15 protein-coding genes are annotated in these 15,932 nt (G+C 34.0%); 2 read left to right on the top strand and 13 right to left on the bottom strand.

The features are described 5' to 3' along the window. Positions 1-36: 36 nt before the first annotated feature. From ACWNT5_RS22175 to ACWNT5_RS22145, 7 genes are all read right to left on the bottom strand, one after another. Positions 37-405 (bottom strand): VOC family protein, encoded by a 369-nt coding sequence (locus ACWNT5_RS22175; protein WP_299606159.1) that lies wholly within the window; start codon positions 403-405, stop codon positions 37-39. Further along, on the bottom strand, positions 406-909 hold the full coding sequence (paaD, locus tag ACWNT5_RS22170) for a 1,2-phenylacetyl-CoA epoxidase subunit PaaD (RefSeq protein ID WP_299606157.1): 504 nt from the start codon (positions 907-909) through the stop codon (positions 406-408). It abuts the gene before it with no gap. A gap of 64 nt (positions 910-973) precedes the next feature. Next, on the bottom strand, positions 974-1,729 hold the full coding sequence (paaC, locus tag ACWNT5_RS22165) for a 1,2-phenylacetyl-CoA epoxidase subunit PaaC (protein ID WP_456518600.1): 756 nt from the start codon (positions 1,727-1,729) through the stop codon (positions 974-976). A 71-nt stretch (positions 1,730-1,800) separates the two neighbouring features. Beyond that, positions 1,801-2,085 (bottom strand): 1,2-phenylacetyl-CoA epoxidase subunit PaaB, encoded by a 285-nt coding sequence (gene paaB, locus ACWNT5_RS22160; protein ID WP_299606151.1) that lies wholly within the window; start codon positions 2,083-2,085, stop codon positions 1,801-1,803. 10 nt (positions 2,086-2,095) lie between these two features. Next, positions 2,096-3,052: a 1,2-phenylacetyl-CoA epoxidase subunit PaaA gene (paaA, locus tag ACWNT5_RS22155; RefSeq protein ID WP_299606148.1), complete on the bottom strand. Its 957-nt coding sequence runs from the start codon at positions 3,050-3,052 to the stop codon at positions 2,096-2,098. A 56-nt stretch (positions 3,053-3,108) separates the two neighbouring features. Continuing rightward, on the bottom strand, positions 3,109-4,182 hold the full coding sequence (paaE, locus tag ACWNT5_RS22150) for a 1,2-phenylacetyl-CoA epoxidase subunit PaaE (RefSeq protein WP_299606146.1): 1,074 nt from the start codon (positions 4,180-4,182) through the stop codon (positions 3,109-3,111). A 77-nt stretch (positions 4,183-4,259) separates the two neighbouring features. Then, positions 4,260-4,829, bottom strand: coding sequence for a TetR/AcrR family transcriptional regulator (locus ACWNT5_RS22145; RefSeq protein WP_299606144.1), 570 nt, complete (start codon positions 4,827-4,829; stop codon positions 4,260-4,262). A 152-nt stretch (positions 4,830-4,981) separates the two neighbouring features. On the opposite strand from ACWNT5_RS22145, the gene ACWNT5_RS22140 reads away from it, so the two are divergent. Next, entirely contained in the window at positions 4,982-5,410 is a 429-nt protein-coding gene (locus tag ACWNT5_RS22140) for an META domain-containing protein (RefSeq protein WP_299606142.1), read from the top strand. 16 nt (positions 5,411-5,426) lie between these two features. Here the strand turns inward: ACWNT5_RS22140 and ACWNT5_RS22135 are convergent, their stop codons facing one another. Further along, positions 5,427-7,094, bottom strand: coding sequence for a T9SS type A sorting domain-containing protein (locus ACWNT5_RS22135; RefSeq protein WP_299606140.1), 1,668 nt, complete (start codon positions 7,092-7,094; stop codon positions 5,427-5,429). 204 nt (positions 7,095-7,298) lie between these two features. Here ACWNT5_RS22135 and ACWNT5_RS22130 point away from each other — a divergent pair, with 204 nt between their 5' ends. Next, a complete protein-coding gene (locus ACWNT5_RS22130; protein ID WP_299606138.1) occupies positions 7,299-9,059 on the top strand; it encodes an aromatic amino acid hydroxylase in 1,761 nt (586 codons plus the stop codon). A 67-nt stretch (positions 9,060-9,126) separates the two neighbouring features. Here ACWNT5_RS22130 and ACWNT5_RS22125 read toward each other — a convergent pair whose 3' ends face one another. The 5 genes from ACWNT5_RS22125 to ACWNT5_RS22105 all read right to left on the bottom strand — a co-directional run bounded on the left by ACWNT5_RS22125 (position 9,127) and on the right by ACWNT5_RS22105 (position 15,592). Then, on the bottom strand, positions 9,127-9,552 hold the full coding sequence (locus tag ACWNT5_RS22125; protein WP_456518599.1) for a hypothetical protein: 426 nt from the start codon (positions 9,550-9,552) through the stop codon (positions 9,127-9,129). A gap of 286 nt (positions 9,553-9,838) precedes the next feature. Next, positions 9,839-10,813, bottom strand: coding sequence for a hypothetical protein (locus ACWNT5_RS22120; RefSeq protein ID WP_299606133.1), 975 nt, complete (start codon positions 10,811-10,813; stop codon positions 9,839-9,841). A 180-nt stretch (positions 10,814-10,993) separates the two neighbouring features. Then, complete coding sequence (locus ACWNT5_RS22115; protein WP_299606130.1) at positions 10,994-11,404, bottom strand: phage holin family protein; 411 nt, start codon at positions 11,402-11,404, stop codon at positions 10,994-10,996. Continuing rightward, complete coding sequence (locus ACWNT5_RS22110) at positions 11,397-11,825, bottom strand: TIGR02594 family protein (RefSeq protein WP_299606127.1); 429 nt, start codon at positions 11,823-11,825, stop codon at positions 11,397-11,399. Before ACWNT5_RS22110 ends, ACWNT5_RS22115 begins: the two co-directional genes overlap by 8 nt. Before the next feature lie 530 nt (positions 11,826-12,355). Then, entirely contained in the window at positions 12,356-15,592 is a 3,237-nt protein-coding gene (locus ACWNT5_RS22105) for a M14 family zinc carboxypeptidase (protein ID WP_456518598.1), read from the bottom strand. Positions 15,593-15,932: the final 340 nt, after the last annotated feature.

The following is a 15,932-nucleotide window of genomic DNA, read 5'->3' as shown; positions in this document are numbered from 1 at the left end:
TTCAAGAAGAAAAATTTTTAAGGATTATTTTTTTGATTATTGTGTTTCTATTTTAAAGTATGGGTTATAAATAATTCCGATAACATTATCCCAAGGACATTTCACTGTTGCCACCATGAGTTCTCCTCCTACATTAGTTGGTTTTTCATGAGATATAGCTCCTAAATCAATAAGTCTTTGAAATTCTTTTTCAACATCACTAACTCCCCAATAGGATAGCACATTTTCAGTTTTTTTTGCAGGAGTTTCTTCTTCTGGTTGTAGACCTAATTCGAATCCACCAACATTAAACCCCACATAGTAAGGTTCATCAAAATAAGGTGCTACTTCAAAAGCCTTTGTATACCATTTTTTGGCTTTTTCAAGATCACTTACTTTGTATATGGTAGTTCTAAGTCCTAACATTCATTTTAAGCATTTAAAATAATCAAAAGGTTCTAGACAGTCTTCGCATTGAAACAATGCTTTGCAGGCCGTAGAACCAAATTGACTGATCATTTTCGTATTTGTAGAACCACAATTGGTACATTTCACAATCCTCTTTCCTTCTAATAAAACAGCCTTATCAGCTTCTTCTCCTAGTGGAGCTGCTACACCATACTCCTCTAATGCTTTTCTTCCGTTTGGAGTTATCCAATCGGTAGTCCAAGCTGGCGAAAGTACTAATTGCACCTTGGCTGTAATGTTTTCTTTAGCAAATGCGCTTACAATATCATCACCAATAACATCCATCGCTGGACATCCACTATATGTTGGAGTAATTTTAATTTGAGCTACATTGTCTTTCATTATTGCGGAACGAACTACACCCATATCTAAAATTCCCAACACGGGAATTTCAGGATCGTGAACCTTTTCCAGAATTGGAATCAGTTTTGGATCGATATGAGGTTGCAATTCTATAGTCAATGTTTACTTGTTTTATATTAAAGATGAGAATCTAATGGTTTTCTTTCGCACTTAAAAACATTTCTTACCACTTCATATTAGGATAAGTTCTCTGCATATATTGCAAGTCGGATAACAAATACCCCATATGCTCACTATGAATTCCTTGCTTGCCTCCTTTTTGAAAATATTTTATTTCAGGAACTGCTAAGGTTGCTTCTTCGAGAACTTCTTTTACAATCCTATAATAATCTTCTCTTAGTTGTTTCACATCTATTCCTACTCCTTCATCAGCAATTATTATATCATTCTCTGTCATATGGAATAATTCGTCTGTGAATCTCCATAAATCATTAATCGCTTCTTGAACTTTTTGATGACTTTCTTCTGTTCCATCACCCAATCTTTTTATCCAATCAGAGGAAAATCTTCTATGATAGCTTACTTCCTTGATCCCTTTTTTAGCAATTGCTGCTAAGGTTTCATCTTCGCTTCTTTGCAATTCCTGAAGTAGTAAAAGGTGAAAAACATCGAATAGAAATTGTCTTGCGATTACATATCCAAAATGTCTATTAGGTTGTTCCACTAACAGTACATTTTTATATTGTCTTTCTGTTCTTAGAAAAGCTATATCATCTTCCGTTTTTCCTTCACCTACTAGACTGGCTACATATTGATAATAACTGCGTGTTTGACCTAAAAGATCAAGAGCCATATTAGTACCTGCAATATCAGTTTCTAAACTAGGACCATGACCGCATAGTTCTGATAAGCGTTGTCCTAAGATCAAGGCATTATCAGCTATACCATATATATATTGAACTAAATTTTCGTTTTTCATGATACTGTCCCGCCAAAGCGGGTATCTTTTAATTAACTTTTTTTACCTAAAAACTCCCTTTTTTAGAAGAATTACATATGCTTTACCTCATCAGGTAGATCATAAAACGTTGGGTGTCTGTATATTTTATCTTGCGCAGGTTCAAAAAGTTCTCCATTATTATCGGGATTTGAAGCTGTAATATTCTTTGACTCCACAACCCATATACTAACTCCTTCACTTCTCCTGGTGTATACATCTCTGGCATTTTCTAAAGCCATTTCTGCATCTGCAGCGTGTAGGCTTCCAAAATGTCTATGTTCTAAGCCATTTTTACTTCTAACAAATACTTCCCAAAGCGGCCAATTATTTTTCATTTCTTATATTTTAGATTGCTTCTCTCAGCTTTTTATCTTCTTGCTTCTTTGCATAGGCCATAGCTGCATCTCTTACCCATTCTCCTTTTTCCCAAGCATTTACTCTAGCGCTCATACGCTCTTTATTACAAGGACCATGTCCTTTAACAACTTGCCAAAATTCTTCCCAATCAATTTCTCCAAAATCATAATGACCAGTTTCTTCGTTCCATTTTAGATCAGGGTCTGGCACCGTTAGTCCAATTAAATCAGCTTGCGGCACTGTTTGATCAATAAACTGCTGACGTAATTCGTCATTCGTTTTACGTTTTAGCTTCCATTTCATAGATTGCGCTGTATGCACTGACTCTGCATCTGTAGGACCTAACATCATCAAAGATGGCCACCACCAGCGATTTAAAGCGTCCTGTGCCATTTCTTTCTGTTCAGGAGTTCCATTAGCTAAAGTCATCATAATTTCAAAACCTTGTCTCTGGTGGAAACTTTCTTCTTTACATACTCTGATCATAGCTCTTGCATACGGACCGTAAGAAGTACTGCATAATGGTACCTGATTAATAATAGCCGCACCATCTACTAACCAACCAATAGCTCCAATATCTGCCCAAGTTATTGTTGGATAGTTGAAGATACTCGAATATTTAGCTTTTCCTGTATGTAATTGATCATATAATTCGTCTCTAGAAATACCTAGGGTTTCACAAGCACTATATAAGTATAGCCCATGTCCTGCCTCATCTTGTACTTTTGCTAGTAATGCTACTTTTCGTCTTAGAGAAGGTGCTCTTGTAATCCAATTACCTTCTGGTAACATTCCTACGATCTCAGAATGTGCATGCTGAGATATCTGACGAATATGAGTCTTTCTATATTTTTCCGGCATCCAATCCTTTGGCTCAATCTTTTCATCTCTGGCAATCTTTTGTTCAAAGATTTCTTCTAGATTTTTTATTTCTTTTTCACTCATAACAATAGTTTTTATTATGACTCAAATCCTAGCAACGAAGCGAGTCATTAAGAATGTTAAACATCAAAATCTACTACCACTTTTTCGGCAGTAGGAACAGCTTGACAAGAAAGCACTAAACCTTTGGCTACCTCATCTTCTTCGAGAGCATAATTAATTTTCATTTCCACACTTCCTTCTACAACCTTACATTTACAGGTACTACAAACACCTCCTTTACAAGCAAAAGGAAGATCTGCTCCCGCAGCAAGTGCTCCATCTAGTATATTATCGTAATCATCATCCATGGCAAAGTGAAATTCTTTTCCCCCATCGATAATCGTTATTTCGGTTCCATCAACTTTTTTATCAAGTACCTCAGCTATCTTTTTCTGATTCTCTTCAGAACCTCCAGTAAAAAACAGCTCATAATGAATTTTTTCTTTAGACATTCCTGCCTTTACCAGCTCGTCTCTTATTAGAAATATCATTTCTTCAGGACCACAAATAAAGCAGTCATCTATGTTATTTACATCAAAAACTTTTGTAGTTAAATCCTCTAACTTTTCAGAAGTAAATCTTCCATTTAACAATGGAATATCTCTATGCTCTTTAGTTAGGAAATAAAATATCTCTAATCGACCAAAATATTTATTTCGTAAGGCTTCTATCTCTTCTTTAAAGATAATGGATTTCGCATTTCTGTTCAAATAAAACAGCTTAAACGTACAATCAGGTTCTAGCGCGAGATGTGTTTTAATAATAGAAAGTATGGGAGTTATTCCACTTCCTGCAGCAAAAACAATATAATTTTTGGCGCTATTATGATCTACTGGAGTAAAAAAACTACCTGTAGGAGGTAGCACTTCTAATTCATCACCAGCTTTTAGAACGTCACAAGCGTAATTAGAAAAAACACCTCCCGTTATTCTTTTAACCGCTACCTTCCAAACATCTTCAACAGGGCTAGAACATAAGGAATAACTACGTCTTATTTCTTCTCCATCAATGTTAGTTTTTAGCGTAAGATATTGTCCTTGTGTGAAAGCAAAGACGTTTTTTAACTTTTGAGGAATCTCGAAAGTAATAGAGGTACAATCTTTTGTTTCTTCCTGAACCTCAGCTATTTTAACTGTGTAAAAATCACTCATACATGCTACACTATAACGTTATAGTATAACAAAACTAACAATTGTTAGTTTTATACACAACTAATTAATTGTTAATTTTAAACCAAGCCTTTTAACAGTACCGAAATCATATCTTTTTTTAGAATATCTGCTTCTATATTCTTCTGCTTAGGATACCATAAATAAAGTGTTCTAAGAGTAGATAAAGTTGAAAATACTATGATCTCTATATTATTAGGTTTTATTTCATTTGTATTTACCCCTGAAATCACAATCTGTCTAAAATTCTCCTCATAATCATTTCTCATTTTTTCAAAATATAGGAGATTATCTTCTTCCAGATGCATCCAATCATTATTTAGCGAAGCCAATCCATCCGAATTACGCAAAGTAACATCTATATGAAGACTTATTATGTTTTCTAATTTTTGAATAGCACTATGATCCGAATTTACAATTTGATTCATTCCGGTAGTAAACTCTTCAGCCAGTTCTATTATAATCGTGGATAAGATCTCTTGCTTAGACTGGATATGATTATATAGGCTAGCAGCTTTGATTCCCATAGCAGTGGCTAAATCTCTCATAGTAACTGCACTATAACCTTTCTCTTTAAAAAGAATTGCCGCAGCATTTACAATTTCTTGCTTTCTACTCTCTTGTTTCATTGGCGCAGGGGTTTTACGACTGTTAATCAAACATTACAAAAAACTTATTCCATGTTTTGATTACAGATTAAACACTAAAAATATAATAAATTTGTTATATTAGAAATTATACGACATCCTTTACTCCGTTTTTTGATAAAAATCGAAAACCTATGAAATATTATACTTTATTGTTTACTTTTTTTCTATTACTAACTAACTGTAATAGCGTAAATGCTGTAAATTCTAACAATAAAGAAGCCCAAGATACATCCAAACTTAATGGTACTTACATGGTTACCAATCTCTACGGAAAGGACGTTTCTGAGTATAAACTAACTATGATTTTTGATACTTCTAAAAACAGTATTTCTGGTTTTTCGGGATGTAATTCTTACACTTGTGATTATATAGCAGACAAAAACTCTTTGAATACTGGTTTCCCAATAGGTACTAAAATCTATTGCGAAGAAACATCTAATGTAGAGAAAGAGTTTTTTAAAGTGTTCGCAGAAGAGAAATACAAAAACTTAGAAGGCAATACACTTAATTTAACGAACCACAAGGGCATAACTATCCTTTCTGCTAAGAAAAAACTTTAAGGAAAATATCCTTTTCTTATTCTACTATAATCTTTTTAGTAAAATCACCTCCTTCGGAAAGGTTTTCCATGTATACAAAATACATTCCTGAAGCTATCGATGATAAGTCTATGGTTCTTTCATTAGTAATTTGTCCTCTAGCAACTACCTGACCAAAAATATCAAATACTAGATAATCAAAAGTGCTTTCTTCTTCAGAAATTGTAATCATTCCTTCCGTAGGATTTGGATAAAGAACAATCTCTGTTGACGGTTCTCCACCTTCTCCAGGATCAGGATCATTTCCTTGTGACAGTGCATTAAGAGCTGTTTGACCCGTATTTGTTGGATCTAACCAATTAGATAATCTGGTAGCATCTGTAGTTCCGAAATCCCAAGAAATACTAAATCGTCCATAAAAATCAGGTGCTCCATTATCATCTGTTCCAGAACAAGCGGCTCCTCCTCCTGCTAATTGCCCTACTATTCTACCTTGTGGATCAAAAATCGCAGAACCCGAAGAACCTCCTTCTGTTACCCCTAAATCCCAATCATCTACTCTCCAAGTATCTACGGGATCTGGTATCCCTCCAATATTTACATTATCAGCTATTGTTGGACTTATATCTTCTCGACATACTTTCATAATATCACCATCTGGATGATGAATTCCGACCACAAAGTCAGGAGTATTTCCTGTACGATCCCATCCTGCCCATTCGATATCCCAATCTTGATCCAATCCGCCAGTAATCTCTACTAATTGCACATCAGATTCTGGATTTACCGCTAGTGGTGTTGCACCACTTGTAGTTTGAAAATAATTAGAAGAACCATTATCTACACTATCCTCTGTGGTTGCGCAAACAGCATTTGTACTTATCCAATTAAATCGAAACGCCCAATTAGCATTAGCAGTACCACAATGATTCGCTGTAAGAAAATATGGTGCTCCATCTCTACTAGTGTTATTAATCAAGGTACCTGTACAAAATCCATTTGTTCCCACCAGAATAATACCCACAGCTTTTTTTACAATATCTTTAATACTATCAAAATCAGATCCTACAGGGCAATTTACATCTTGATTACAATCCCCAGAAGTGTTCAATCCCTTTTGAAACGCCTGGAAGTTACTCTTACTTCTGTAGCCATGAACTACAGAACCGATATTTAATTTTCCTAAACCTCTAACAGGTTTTGGCTCATAATATTCTATTATTATATTATCACCATCGGCAAGCCAGGTTCCTATTGTTTCATCTGGATTATTCATTTTATCTGTGTAGGCTCCTAGGTGAAATGATTTATCCTCGTTATATAAAAAAACTTTTCCTCCTTCGGGAAGTCTGAACGAATTAAACACAAAATTTAAGGTGTTTGCACCTTCCGATATGATTCGTATCCTCCATATTCTATCTCCATTTGGCAATTCTGTCCATACTCCTGCATTTGCAATCCCAAGATCTACTTTAAACTCATGACCGAATCGATATACCTTAGACTTATCCTGATCATTTATAGCGTCTTCTCTCTTTAATGCCTCTAGATCTATAGAAGCCATCTTTACAGAAGGTATCTCTATATTATCTAATGTTTTGCTAAATTGTACTTCTGAACTTTTAGGAAGTTCATTAGTTACCTGACCAAATACCACTACGGTAAAAAGTAATGAAACGCTAACACATATAAATTTTCTTATCATTGTATATAATCTTAATAAGATTGACAATCTTTTTCTTATAACGGACAAAGCGAACAAAAATTAAACTACTATCTATAATTATAACATAATATTAGAATAAAACCCTACTGTTCGTTAACAAAATTAGTTAATTAATTCTAATCTTAGTTTTAAAACTAGTACTTTTCGGAATCCAAAAATTAGCACACAAAATTTGATTTATACATGTCATCACCAATAGAATCTAATCCTTTACTTGATAGACTACCACCTCATCTTAAACAGTTCATCAAACCGCAAAATTATGACGAATACACACCTATAGATCAGGCTGTTTGGAGGTATGTAATGCGTAAAAACATTGCTACATTAAGCAAAGTAGCTCATAAATCATATTTAAAAGGGTTAGAAAAGACTGGAATTTCTATTGATGAAATTCCCAGTATGTATGGTATGAATAGAATTCTTAAAGAAATTGGATGGGCAGCTGTAGCTGTAGATGGGTTTATTCCTCCAAATGCTTTTATGGAATTTCAGGCGTACAACATATTAGTTATTGCTTCTGACATTCGACAACTTGAAAATATAGAATATACACCTGCTCCTGATATTATTCATGAAGCAGCAGGACATGCTCCTATCATCGCTAATCCGGATTATGCAGAATACCTCCGTCGTTTTGGAAAAATTGGCTGTAAAGCGATTTCTTCAAAGAGAGACTACGATATGTATGACGCTGTAAGAACGCTTTCCATACTAAAAGAATCTCCTGATACAGATCCTAGAGAGATTGAAAATGCGGAAAAAAGGGTAAACGAACTACAAAACCAAAAATCAGAACCTTCTGAAATGGCACTGATAAGAAATCTGCATTGGTGGACGGTTGAGTATGGTTTAATAGGAACAGTGGAAGATCCTAAAATTTATGGTGCAGGATTACTCTCATCTATTGGAGAAAGTGAGTGGTGTATGACTGATAATGTAACAAAACTTTCTTATCATCCAGATGCTGCGTTTCAAGATTTTGACATTACGAAACCTCAACCTCAGCTTTTTGTAACTCCTGATTTTGCTTATCTATGTCAGGTATTAGAAGAGTTTGCTGATACAATGGCCTTACGAAAAGGAGGTCATCGAGGACTTGCAAAACTAATAGAATCTCAAAACTTAGGGACTATAGAGTTGAGTACTGGTCTACAAGTCTCTGGTGTTTTTACTAGAATGATCAAGAATGAAGACAATGAAGTTATTTATTTTGAAACCGAAGGTCCTACTGCTCTTTCTTTTAGAGAAAAAGAATTAATTGGACAAGGAATTGATGCACACCCAAATGGATTTAGATCCCCATTAGGAAAACTAAAAGGAATTAATCTAGCGATAGAAAACATGTCTCCAAGAGATTTAAAAGCTTATAACTTTTATGATGGAGAACATATTGAATTTGAGTTTGAAAGTGGTATTACGGTAGCTGGAATCAACGTTACTGGAATGCGTAATATCAAAGGAGAACTTATCCTTATTCAGTTTAAAGAATGTACTATCAAATATAAAGATGAGTTCTTATTCAGACCTGAATGGGGAACTTTTGACCTAGCTGTAGGGAAAGAAATTGTTTCTGCTTTTTCGGGTCCTGCAGATGATTATTCTTTTGATATGATTACTCATAATCCCAATATGAATACCATAAAAAGGTCATATACCGATCAGGAAAAAGAATTACACGCTCTATATCAGGCTGTAAAAAATGTTAGAAATGGTGAAAACACAAAATTTTCTCTGGAAGCGGTTTTTGCGATTATAAAAAAAGATCATTCTGAAGATTGGTTATTACCTATTGAGATATATGAGCTTATTCATGATCGAGACCCTAATTTTGCGGATCATATTTTAAAACATCTAGATCATATTAAAACAGCAAAGCCTTCTATCGCTCATTTAATCGATAGTGGTATTGAAATTATTACAAAAAAAGCTTTAATCAGCTAGTTAAAATCATACACATATATCAGACCAAAGCATCATAAACCTTGGTCTGATTATTTATCTTCTTCGGTTATTTTATTCGAAACCCTACTCCTATATGATGGGTTACATTAGATAATCTACTAAAATTAGATCTATAGCTTATGAACCAGTCTCCTTTCCTGTTATATTGAAGTCCCAAACTAATATTATTAAACTGTCTTTGATTACCACCTACTTCTCCAAAAGCATACAAACCACTTCGATAAGCCTTCGGGTGCTCTATAGTATTTGTTATTTTAATTTCTCTAGGGACTTTTAATTTATAAGAAAAACTACTGGAAAGTAATTCTCCCTTTAACAAATTGTAACTATAAATCTCTAGATCATCCTTAAATAAAGTATCCCGGTATTCTCTAGCTTCCTCAAAAAGAACTTGTTCTTCTTTTGTTAAAGCTTCTTTTTCCTTAACATTTAGATTAATTTTTGTAGATGCTACCTTTTTAGGAATATACACTGTTTTATATTTCTAGGTTTGTAAATAAAATGTGTCTATTTTAACCTGATAAACAGTATCTGTCATAACAGTAACTTTAGTACTTTCTGATTGTATATTTTGATCAGAAGAACATTGTTTTTGAGCCAAAATATATACAGACAAGACTAAAATAATAATCAACAGCACTTTATTGCTCGACATTTTATACCACATTCGAATATATTTTAAATTAGAAAGGTATACCAGATTGAAGTACATCAATCTGGTATTTTTAGAGTTATTTGAATTAATGAACTACTCAGAATTAGACCACATTATCCAATGCTATTTTCAAACTTTTAAGAGATATTTGAGCAACTATCTTTCTAGGGTTTGTTGCAGTCGTTAATTGTAAATTTCCGTTTACGATATCAATGTTTTCTATCATACGATCTTTCATTACTTCAATTTGATCCGCTTCTGTTTCTATGAAAATCAATTCAAATTTTAGAGAGACATCTTCCAAAAGTTTATTAGTAATTGGACCACTATACGATTGCATCCTATAACCCTTATAATTATTATAGGAAACAGTTTCTTTTGTGGTATCCACAATTAAAGAAAGAGGATGTTTGTTCGCTCTGATTTTAACTTTACCTTTATTTTTAAAATAGGCAAATGCTCCTGTAGAAGAAGAATACACGTTTTTTACAAAGAAAAAACTCCCTATGGATGTACCATCAGTATCAAGCAATTTATCAACTTCGATAAAATCAGTATCAAAAGTAATTTCATCTGCTTTTACGTTAGCATAAGTTCTAACATTGTGTTTCAAAACAGAATTCTTTAATGCTCTATATTCACCTTCATTTATAGATACCTTATTTTTTAATGCAACTGTAATCGCATTATTTCGAACGGGGTTCACAGAAGCGTCAGATAACACACTATCCACTGTGATATTACCACCAGTTGAAGATAATGATGCTAATTTTTGTTTTTCTTCGTTTGTAAAATCATTAGAAGATAATCCTTTACCATCCTCAACAGTTACTTTATTCGTTAGTGCCTCTAACAATCCGTTTATCTGGTCAATATCCCAAGAGTTAGAAATATTTAGTACGGTTCCATCCGTAAATTCAACTACAACAGCTTCATCATTATCTTCTATTATCTTCTTTACAAGTTTTCCCTCATTTTTATGATAAAAACCATCTATTAATTCTTCATATTGCTGTTCTGTTGGAATATCCCCAGTTTCGAAATATGATTTTAATTCTTCTTTTGTTTTTATAGACATTCTTTATGTATTTCTATTAGTTATTATTCTATTTCATTAAAAAAACCACTACACTTTTGCTAGTATCAATCCTAAAATTTATCATATAATCGTCCACGCAACTACCTGCCAGGTATTACTCATACGCAAATGCTTACCTAAGATTGTGTTATCTAAAGTGTAGTGATTCTGATCATCTCTCTATTTTTTTCCTTCTTTAGAGATGGTATTTATGGTTTCAGAAATACCTCCTGATCTTAGCATACTAACTAAAGCTTTAAAAAGGTCTATCCCATAAATTTTATTGAAGTTTTCTAAAATTGATTTTATCTCTGTAATGGCTATAAATCCAGCAATTATTTTAAGAAAAGGAACTTCATCTACGATAAAAGTTTCTAATAAGAAAGATGCTAGAATTACCAAATTATAGATAAAAAATTTAGAGATCGTATTACTTATTCGTTCGCTACTTATAGGAACTTTGTTTTTATAGGATGCATATGAACCTGTAATAAAATCCACCAGAATCAGGAAGACCATTGTCATCATCACTCCATTCACTGGAGACAGGATCGCAAGCAGCCAAAATAATATATTAATAATCTTATCCATTTTTTGTTAATTTTTTATACTCTAAAACTCGATTTTTAGGATATGCCTGAATACACACCTTATTGTTTTGATTTCCTCCCAGAACATATACAAATCCTTTTGTTTCTTTGATAAAAAAACCAACATGGCCTTTCCAACTGGTTCGGCTTTCTCTCCATAAGACTACAACATCTCCCACACCTGGAGTGTTTGTAGATTGTCCAACATTAAGCCAACTCCTAGCCGTAAGCTTACCAGAATAGGAATAACCAGATTTTTTAGCCACCCAATTAGCAAATGCACTGCACCAAGCAGTTTCATCATGCAATTGAGCGCCATCAAAGCCAAGTTCATTAAAATAGGAAATGATCTGTGGATGATCTTTGGAGCCATTAATCTCCGTAACGCCATACTGAGATAGCGCCATTTCTAAAATATTCATCTGTTTTTTGTTTTTTTAGTTTATTTGACTATCAGATGTAATTTGCCATTAACCACCTAGGTTACTACCTACATAGTAATCATGGCTTATTTCACATGTTAAAAATGATTGATTACTCCCACGTAAATAATATTGTTCAAAAAAACACTTAATTCACTCCGAAAACTGGTGATATGTTTGCCTTTTTTTTGAATCTTTTTAATTACGCAGAACTTGGTTAATTGCACTTAAAAAGAGTGAAGTTTTTAGGCTTAATTATAATACCTGCAGGAACCCAAAAACCCGTTCTTTTTTTGCACATTACACAGTAAACTGTTAATACACTCTGATCATTGAATCGTCATCAAAATCAATGATTTACAGTGCTTTGAAAAGCGTATACAAATATACGAATACATTAAGGTTTTGAGAAAAATTTCGCCCACTACCTACTGCAACTACGGGATGAAAAAAGATCAAAATTCAAAAGAAAAACTCTTTGAATTTTGACCTTCTAAAAAAGATATTTTATTGCTTATAAAACAGAAAAACTATTGTACTATAAATCTTTCTATTCTTTTATCAGACTGATCACCAACTTGTAACAAATATAGACCATTAGATAAATTACTTACATCTATTTTTCCGTTATTGAACTTTGAATTTATTAGTATTTGACCTGCGTAATTATAAACTTTTATTTCTGTATTTGAATCATTAACTCCATCAATAAAAAGAATTCCGTTCGTTACAGGATTAGGATATAACCGAAGTTTTGCATTATTATCAAAATCATCCGTATTGTTTATAGTTGTTACCACCTTTGCGCTACCAATATTTACGGTATAATCCTCTACCTCTCCATAGGTAAAGGTTTCGCAAGGAGTAGCTGTAGCATTATATTTTAAAGTCACTCTCATTCTCGTTGTTCCTGATAATGCACTAGAAGGCACCGTGAAATCATAAGATTGATTTGCATCACTTCTGGTAGATTCTGAAACAATTTTCTCCGAACTTTCAAAAGTTCCACTCTGATCATAATCTATCCATACATTCCAGTATTCTGTATATACCGTACCAGTGTAATTTAGGCTGAGAACAATAGTGTTTTGTCCATAAGCAATTGTTCCTGTTTGGTTTGTATAATCAGAGTATCCTGTTGTTGCTCCAGAAATATTATCAATTCCTCCAATACTTACGTAATCAATAAATTCATCATTTACGTTATTACCTTGACTATCGCAATAAGTAATTACAACTCCTGTCGTGGTAATAGTAAGGTCGTTACTTTCGGCTGAACTGTTACCTGCAGCATCTTTAGCAATCACAACAAATGTATATGTAGTATTTGGGGTTAATCCACTTACTGTGGTGTTTACAGAAGTTGAACTAGCAAAGAGTGTTGTTCCCTGATACACTTCGTAAACTGATACTCCAATGTCATCGGTAGATGGATTCCAAGATAAATCTACAGTTGTTCCTGTAACATTTGATGCTGTAAGGTTTGTTGGTATGGAAGGTGCTTGCGTATCTGGTGTGCTAGACATAATCGCAAAATCATCTATTGCTATGTCACTTCTGAATCCATTTCCAGTAGTCCCCTTAAACTGAAATTCAATTACAGATCCGGCATACGACGATAAATCTATCGATGCTTGATTCCATTGATTCCCTTGACTTCCGCTTCTAGACCAAAGAGATGTGTAGCTTGCTCCTTCATCTGTACTAACTAATACTTCTAACGACCCCATATTAGTACCGTTCATATGATACGCAAACTCCAAGGTAGCTCCACTTAGGTTTCCTAAATCAATACAAGGACTTTTTAACAAAGCGACTTTTCCCGGATAACCACTCCCATTCCCTGAAGCTTCGGTGAATAAATAAAAAGATCCTTCTTGAGCAGAAGACGGTCCTGTTCCACTGGATGGAGTTCCATTACTATCTCTTGTCCAATTTATATCGTCATTATTAGCATTTAACCAAACACCCAAATCGGTTTCAAAACCTTCTGTATACGGAAATGTGCTAATTCCAGCACATGCTGGAGTTGCCGTTGTTGTAAATGAGATAGCATCGCTATAAGGAGATGTAGTAGCTCCCGAACAGATGCTACGAACTTGAGCTTCATAAGTAGTTTCTGATAATAATCCACTAAGTGTAGTCGTATTTGTAGATAGATTTACTACTGTCCAATTTGTCGTTCCTATTTCCCTATATCTAAGATCAAAGGTGGCTCCAGCACTTCCTGTCCAGCTTAAACTAGCGCTACTAGACTGTACTGCAGATGCGGTTAATCCTGTTGGAGCTACCGCTCCAATTGGAGTTAGCTGCACATTTTGTATGACTGCCTGATCATCAGCGATCACCACATTTGTAATGGTTTTGGACTCATAGCATTCTGCTTCATAAAGCACGTCATATACTCCAGCTTTGATAGGTCTGTAATAATCTCCTTCTGGTAATTCGGTAGGAGTCCAGGTTTCATAATTCTCTTTTCCAACTACTGTTATTTTTGCATCAATCGCCTGATTAGTTACTGCATCGGTAACCACACCTCGAATTCCATAATTGACTTGTTTCAAAAATCCGATAAGTGCTTCTTGATTATAATTCCAAAAATTGACCAATTGATTTGCGGGAGGAGTTTTAGCATTCGAAAGTTCTACCGTTACTTCTCTTCCTTTATGAAAATAAATTTGATAATCTTGTCTTCCTCCCTGTACTTCATACCAAGCATATCCGTTTGTAATTCCATTGTTAAGAGCATCAAAGTATCCATTTGGACTATTTTGCTGGCAAAAATCTCTATATTCCTCGGAGATGTGAATAAAATAATCTTGATCTGGATGTGCTCCAGCGTAGGTGTCCCAAGGATAATTAATCAATTCAATTCCTCCGTGAAAATTTGCAGATAGCACAAAATGTTTATCGGCTGCAAAATTCATAAAATGTTGGGTTTCTATCTGATGACTATTCCCATCAGGATTTGGCCCATCATCTGGATCTGGATAGTTTCGATTCAGATCTACATTATTAGCATTCCCTCGGGTAGCATTAGCTACCGAAGTATTATTCGCACTATTTCTAAACGTTCCATCTGGATTGGCTAGTGGATTAATCCATACCTCATTATTATCTAACAATTGTTTAATTTCTGCATGTCTTGGATGCGAAGCGTCATTATAGGTATTTAGCAAAAAATCAATAAGATTAAGCATCATTGGATATCCTGCGATCTCATCACCATGCATAGAAGATGTGTACATCACTCTAGGTTCTTGTTCATTAGCCGATACGTTATCCGAAAGTTTTACAAAAAGTATTGATTTATCCCCTTCTGTAGTTGCACCAATATTTTCCACCTGACAAATAGTAGGATTATTCGTTGCAAAATCATTCATCATACTTACATAATCTGTGTACGTTGGATAGGCTGTTAATGGAAAGGTTGCAGCTTTTACGGAAAGATCCGAAGTCATGGTTTGATAACCAACAATATTATCTTCTTTACTAACTGTGAATGAGACGTTTCTTTGCAAAAACTGATCAAATTGAGATTGATTAGCCATAAGTTTTAGAATTCCAGTGCTTTCATCATAATTAACAACTGAAAGTCCCTGACTAATAGATTGAATTTGCAAAGGGTTTTTAATAGTTATATCAAATATTACTTCTCCTTTAAGGTTTATATATTCAATAGCCTGTTCTTTTGGAGTTTGCTGTGCAAACATAGGATAACTTAGGATCATACCGATCCATAAGATAAACGATAGTGTTTTCTTCATGGTTTTAAGAGTGTTTGTGTAAGTTCTGCCTTGGTTAAGAAGCAGTGTTTAATTTTAAATTGGTTTTAACAATCTTAAAGATAGGATAAAAAACATCAAAAACCCTTCTAAACCCTAATCTTTTCCATCAAACACACCCCAGTAAATCAATAGATTAACTATTTAAAATCATTTTACAAGCTTGTAAAAACTATCATCTTTTAAGGGAAAATATCGTAAATAATCCTCGGGGCAAGCCCCGAGGCATTAGATTAGAATAGATCTAACTGATCTGTTTTATGTAACACTTCATATTCTTTTTCCTTGCCTTGATTTTTTACATATTGAGCAATGATTTTCT

Source organism: Aquimarina sp. 433, assembly GCF_054054605.1.
Note: the sequence above shows the minus strand (reverse complement) of the source record. Positions and strands in the feature narration are given on the sequence as shown.

What these genes read in the sequence shown, in the direction of transcription:
- ACWNT5_RS22110 (WP_299606127.1), bottom strand. Translation starts at nt 11,825, where the DNA reads ATGAATATTTTAGAAATGGCGCTATCTCAGTATGGCGTTACGGAGATT.
- ACWNT5_RS22140 (WP_299606142.1), top strand. Translation starts at nt 4,982, where the DNA reads ATGAAATATTATACTTTATTGTTTACTTTTTTTCTATTACTAACTAAC.
- paaB (WP_299606151.1), bottom strand. Translation starts at nt 2,085, where the DNA reads ATGAAAAATAATTGGCCGCTTTGGGAAGTATTTGTTAGAAGTAAAAAT.
- ACWNT5_RS22130 (WP_299606138.1), top strand. Translation starts at nt 7,299, where the DNA reads ATGTCATCACCAATAGAATCTAATCCTTTACTTGATAGACTACCACCT.
- paaA (WP_299606148.1), bottom strand. Translation starts at nt 3,052, where the DNA reads ATGAGTGAAAAAGAAATAAAAAATCTAGAAGAAATCTTTGAACAAAAG.
- ACWNT5_RS22145 (WP_299606144.1), bottom strand. Translation starts at nt 4,829, where the DNA reads ATGAAACAAGAGAGTAGAAAGCAAGAAATTGTAAATGCTGCGGCAATT.
- ACWNT5_RS22175 (WP_299606159.1), bottom strand. Translation starts at nt 405, where the DNA reads ATGTTAGGACTTAGAACTACCATATACAAAGTAAGTGATCTTGAAAAA.
- ACWNT5_RS22105 (WP_456518598.1), bottom strand. Translation starts at nt 15,592, where the DNA reads ATGAAGAAAACACTATCGTTTATCTTATGGATCGGTATGATCCTAAGT.
- paaE (WP_299606146.1), bottom strand. Translation starts at nt 4,182, where the DNA reads ATGAGTGATTTTTACACAGTTAAAATAGCTGAGGTTCAGGAAGAAACA.
- ACWNT5_RS22135 (WP_299606140.1), bottom strand. Translation starts at nt 7,094, where the DNA reads ATGATAAGAAAATTTATATGTGTTAGCGTTTCATTACTTTTTACCGTA.
- paaC (WP_456518600.1), bottom strand. Translation starts at nt 1,729, where the DNA reads ATGAAAAACGAAAATTTAGTTCAATATATATATGGTATAGCTGATAAT.
- ACWNT5_RS22115 (WP_299606130.1), bottom strand. Translation starts at nt 11,404, where the DNA reads ATGGATAAGATTATTAATATATTATTTTGGCTGCTTGCGATCCTGTCT.
- ACWNT5_RS22120 (WP_299606133.1), bottom strand. Translation starts at nt 10,813, where the DNA reads ATGTCTATAAAAACAAAAGAAGAATTAAAATCATATTTCGAAACTGGG.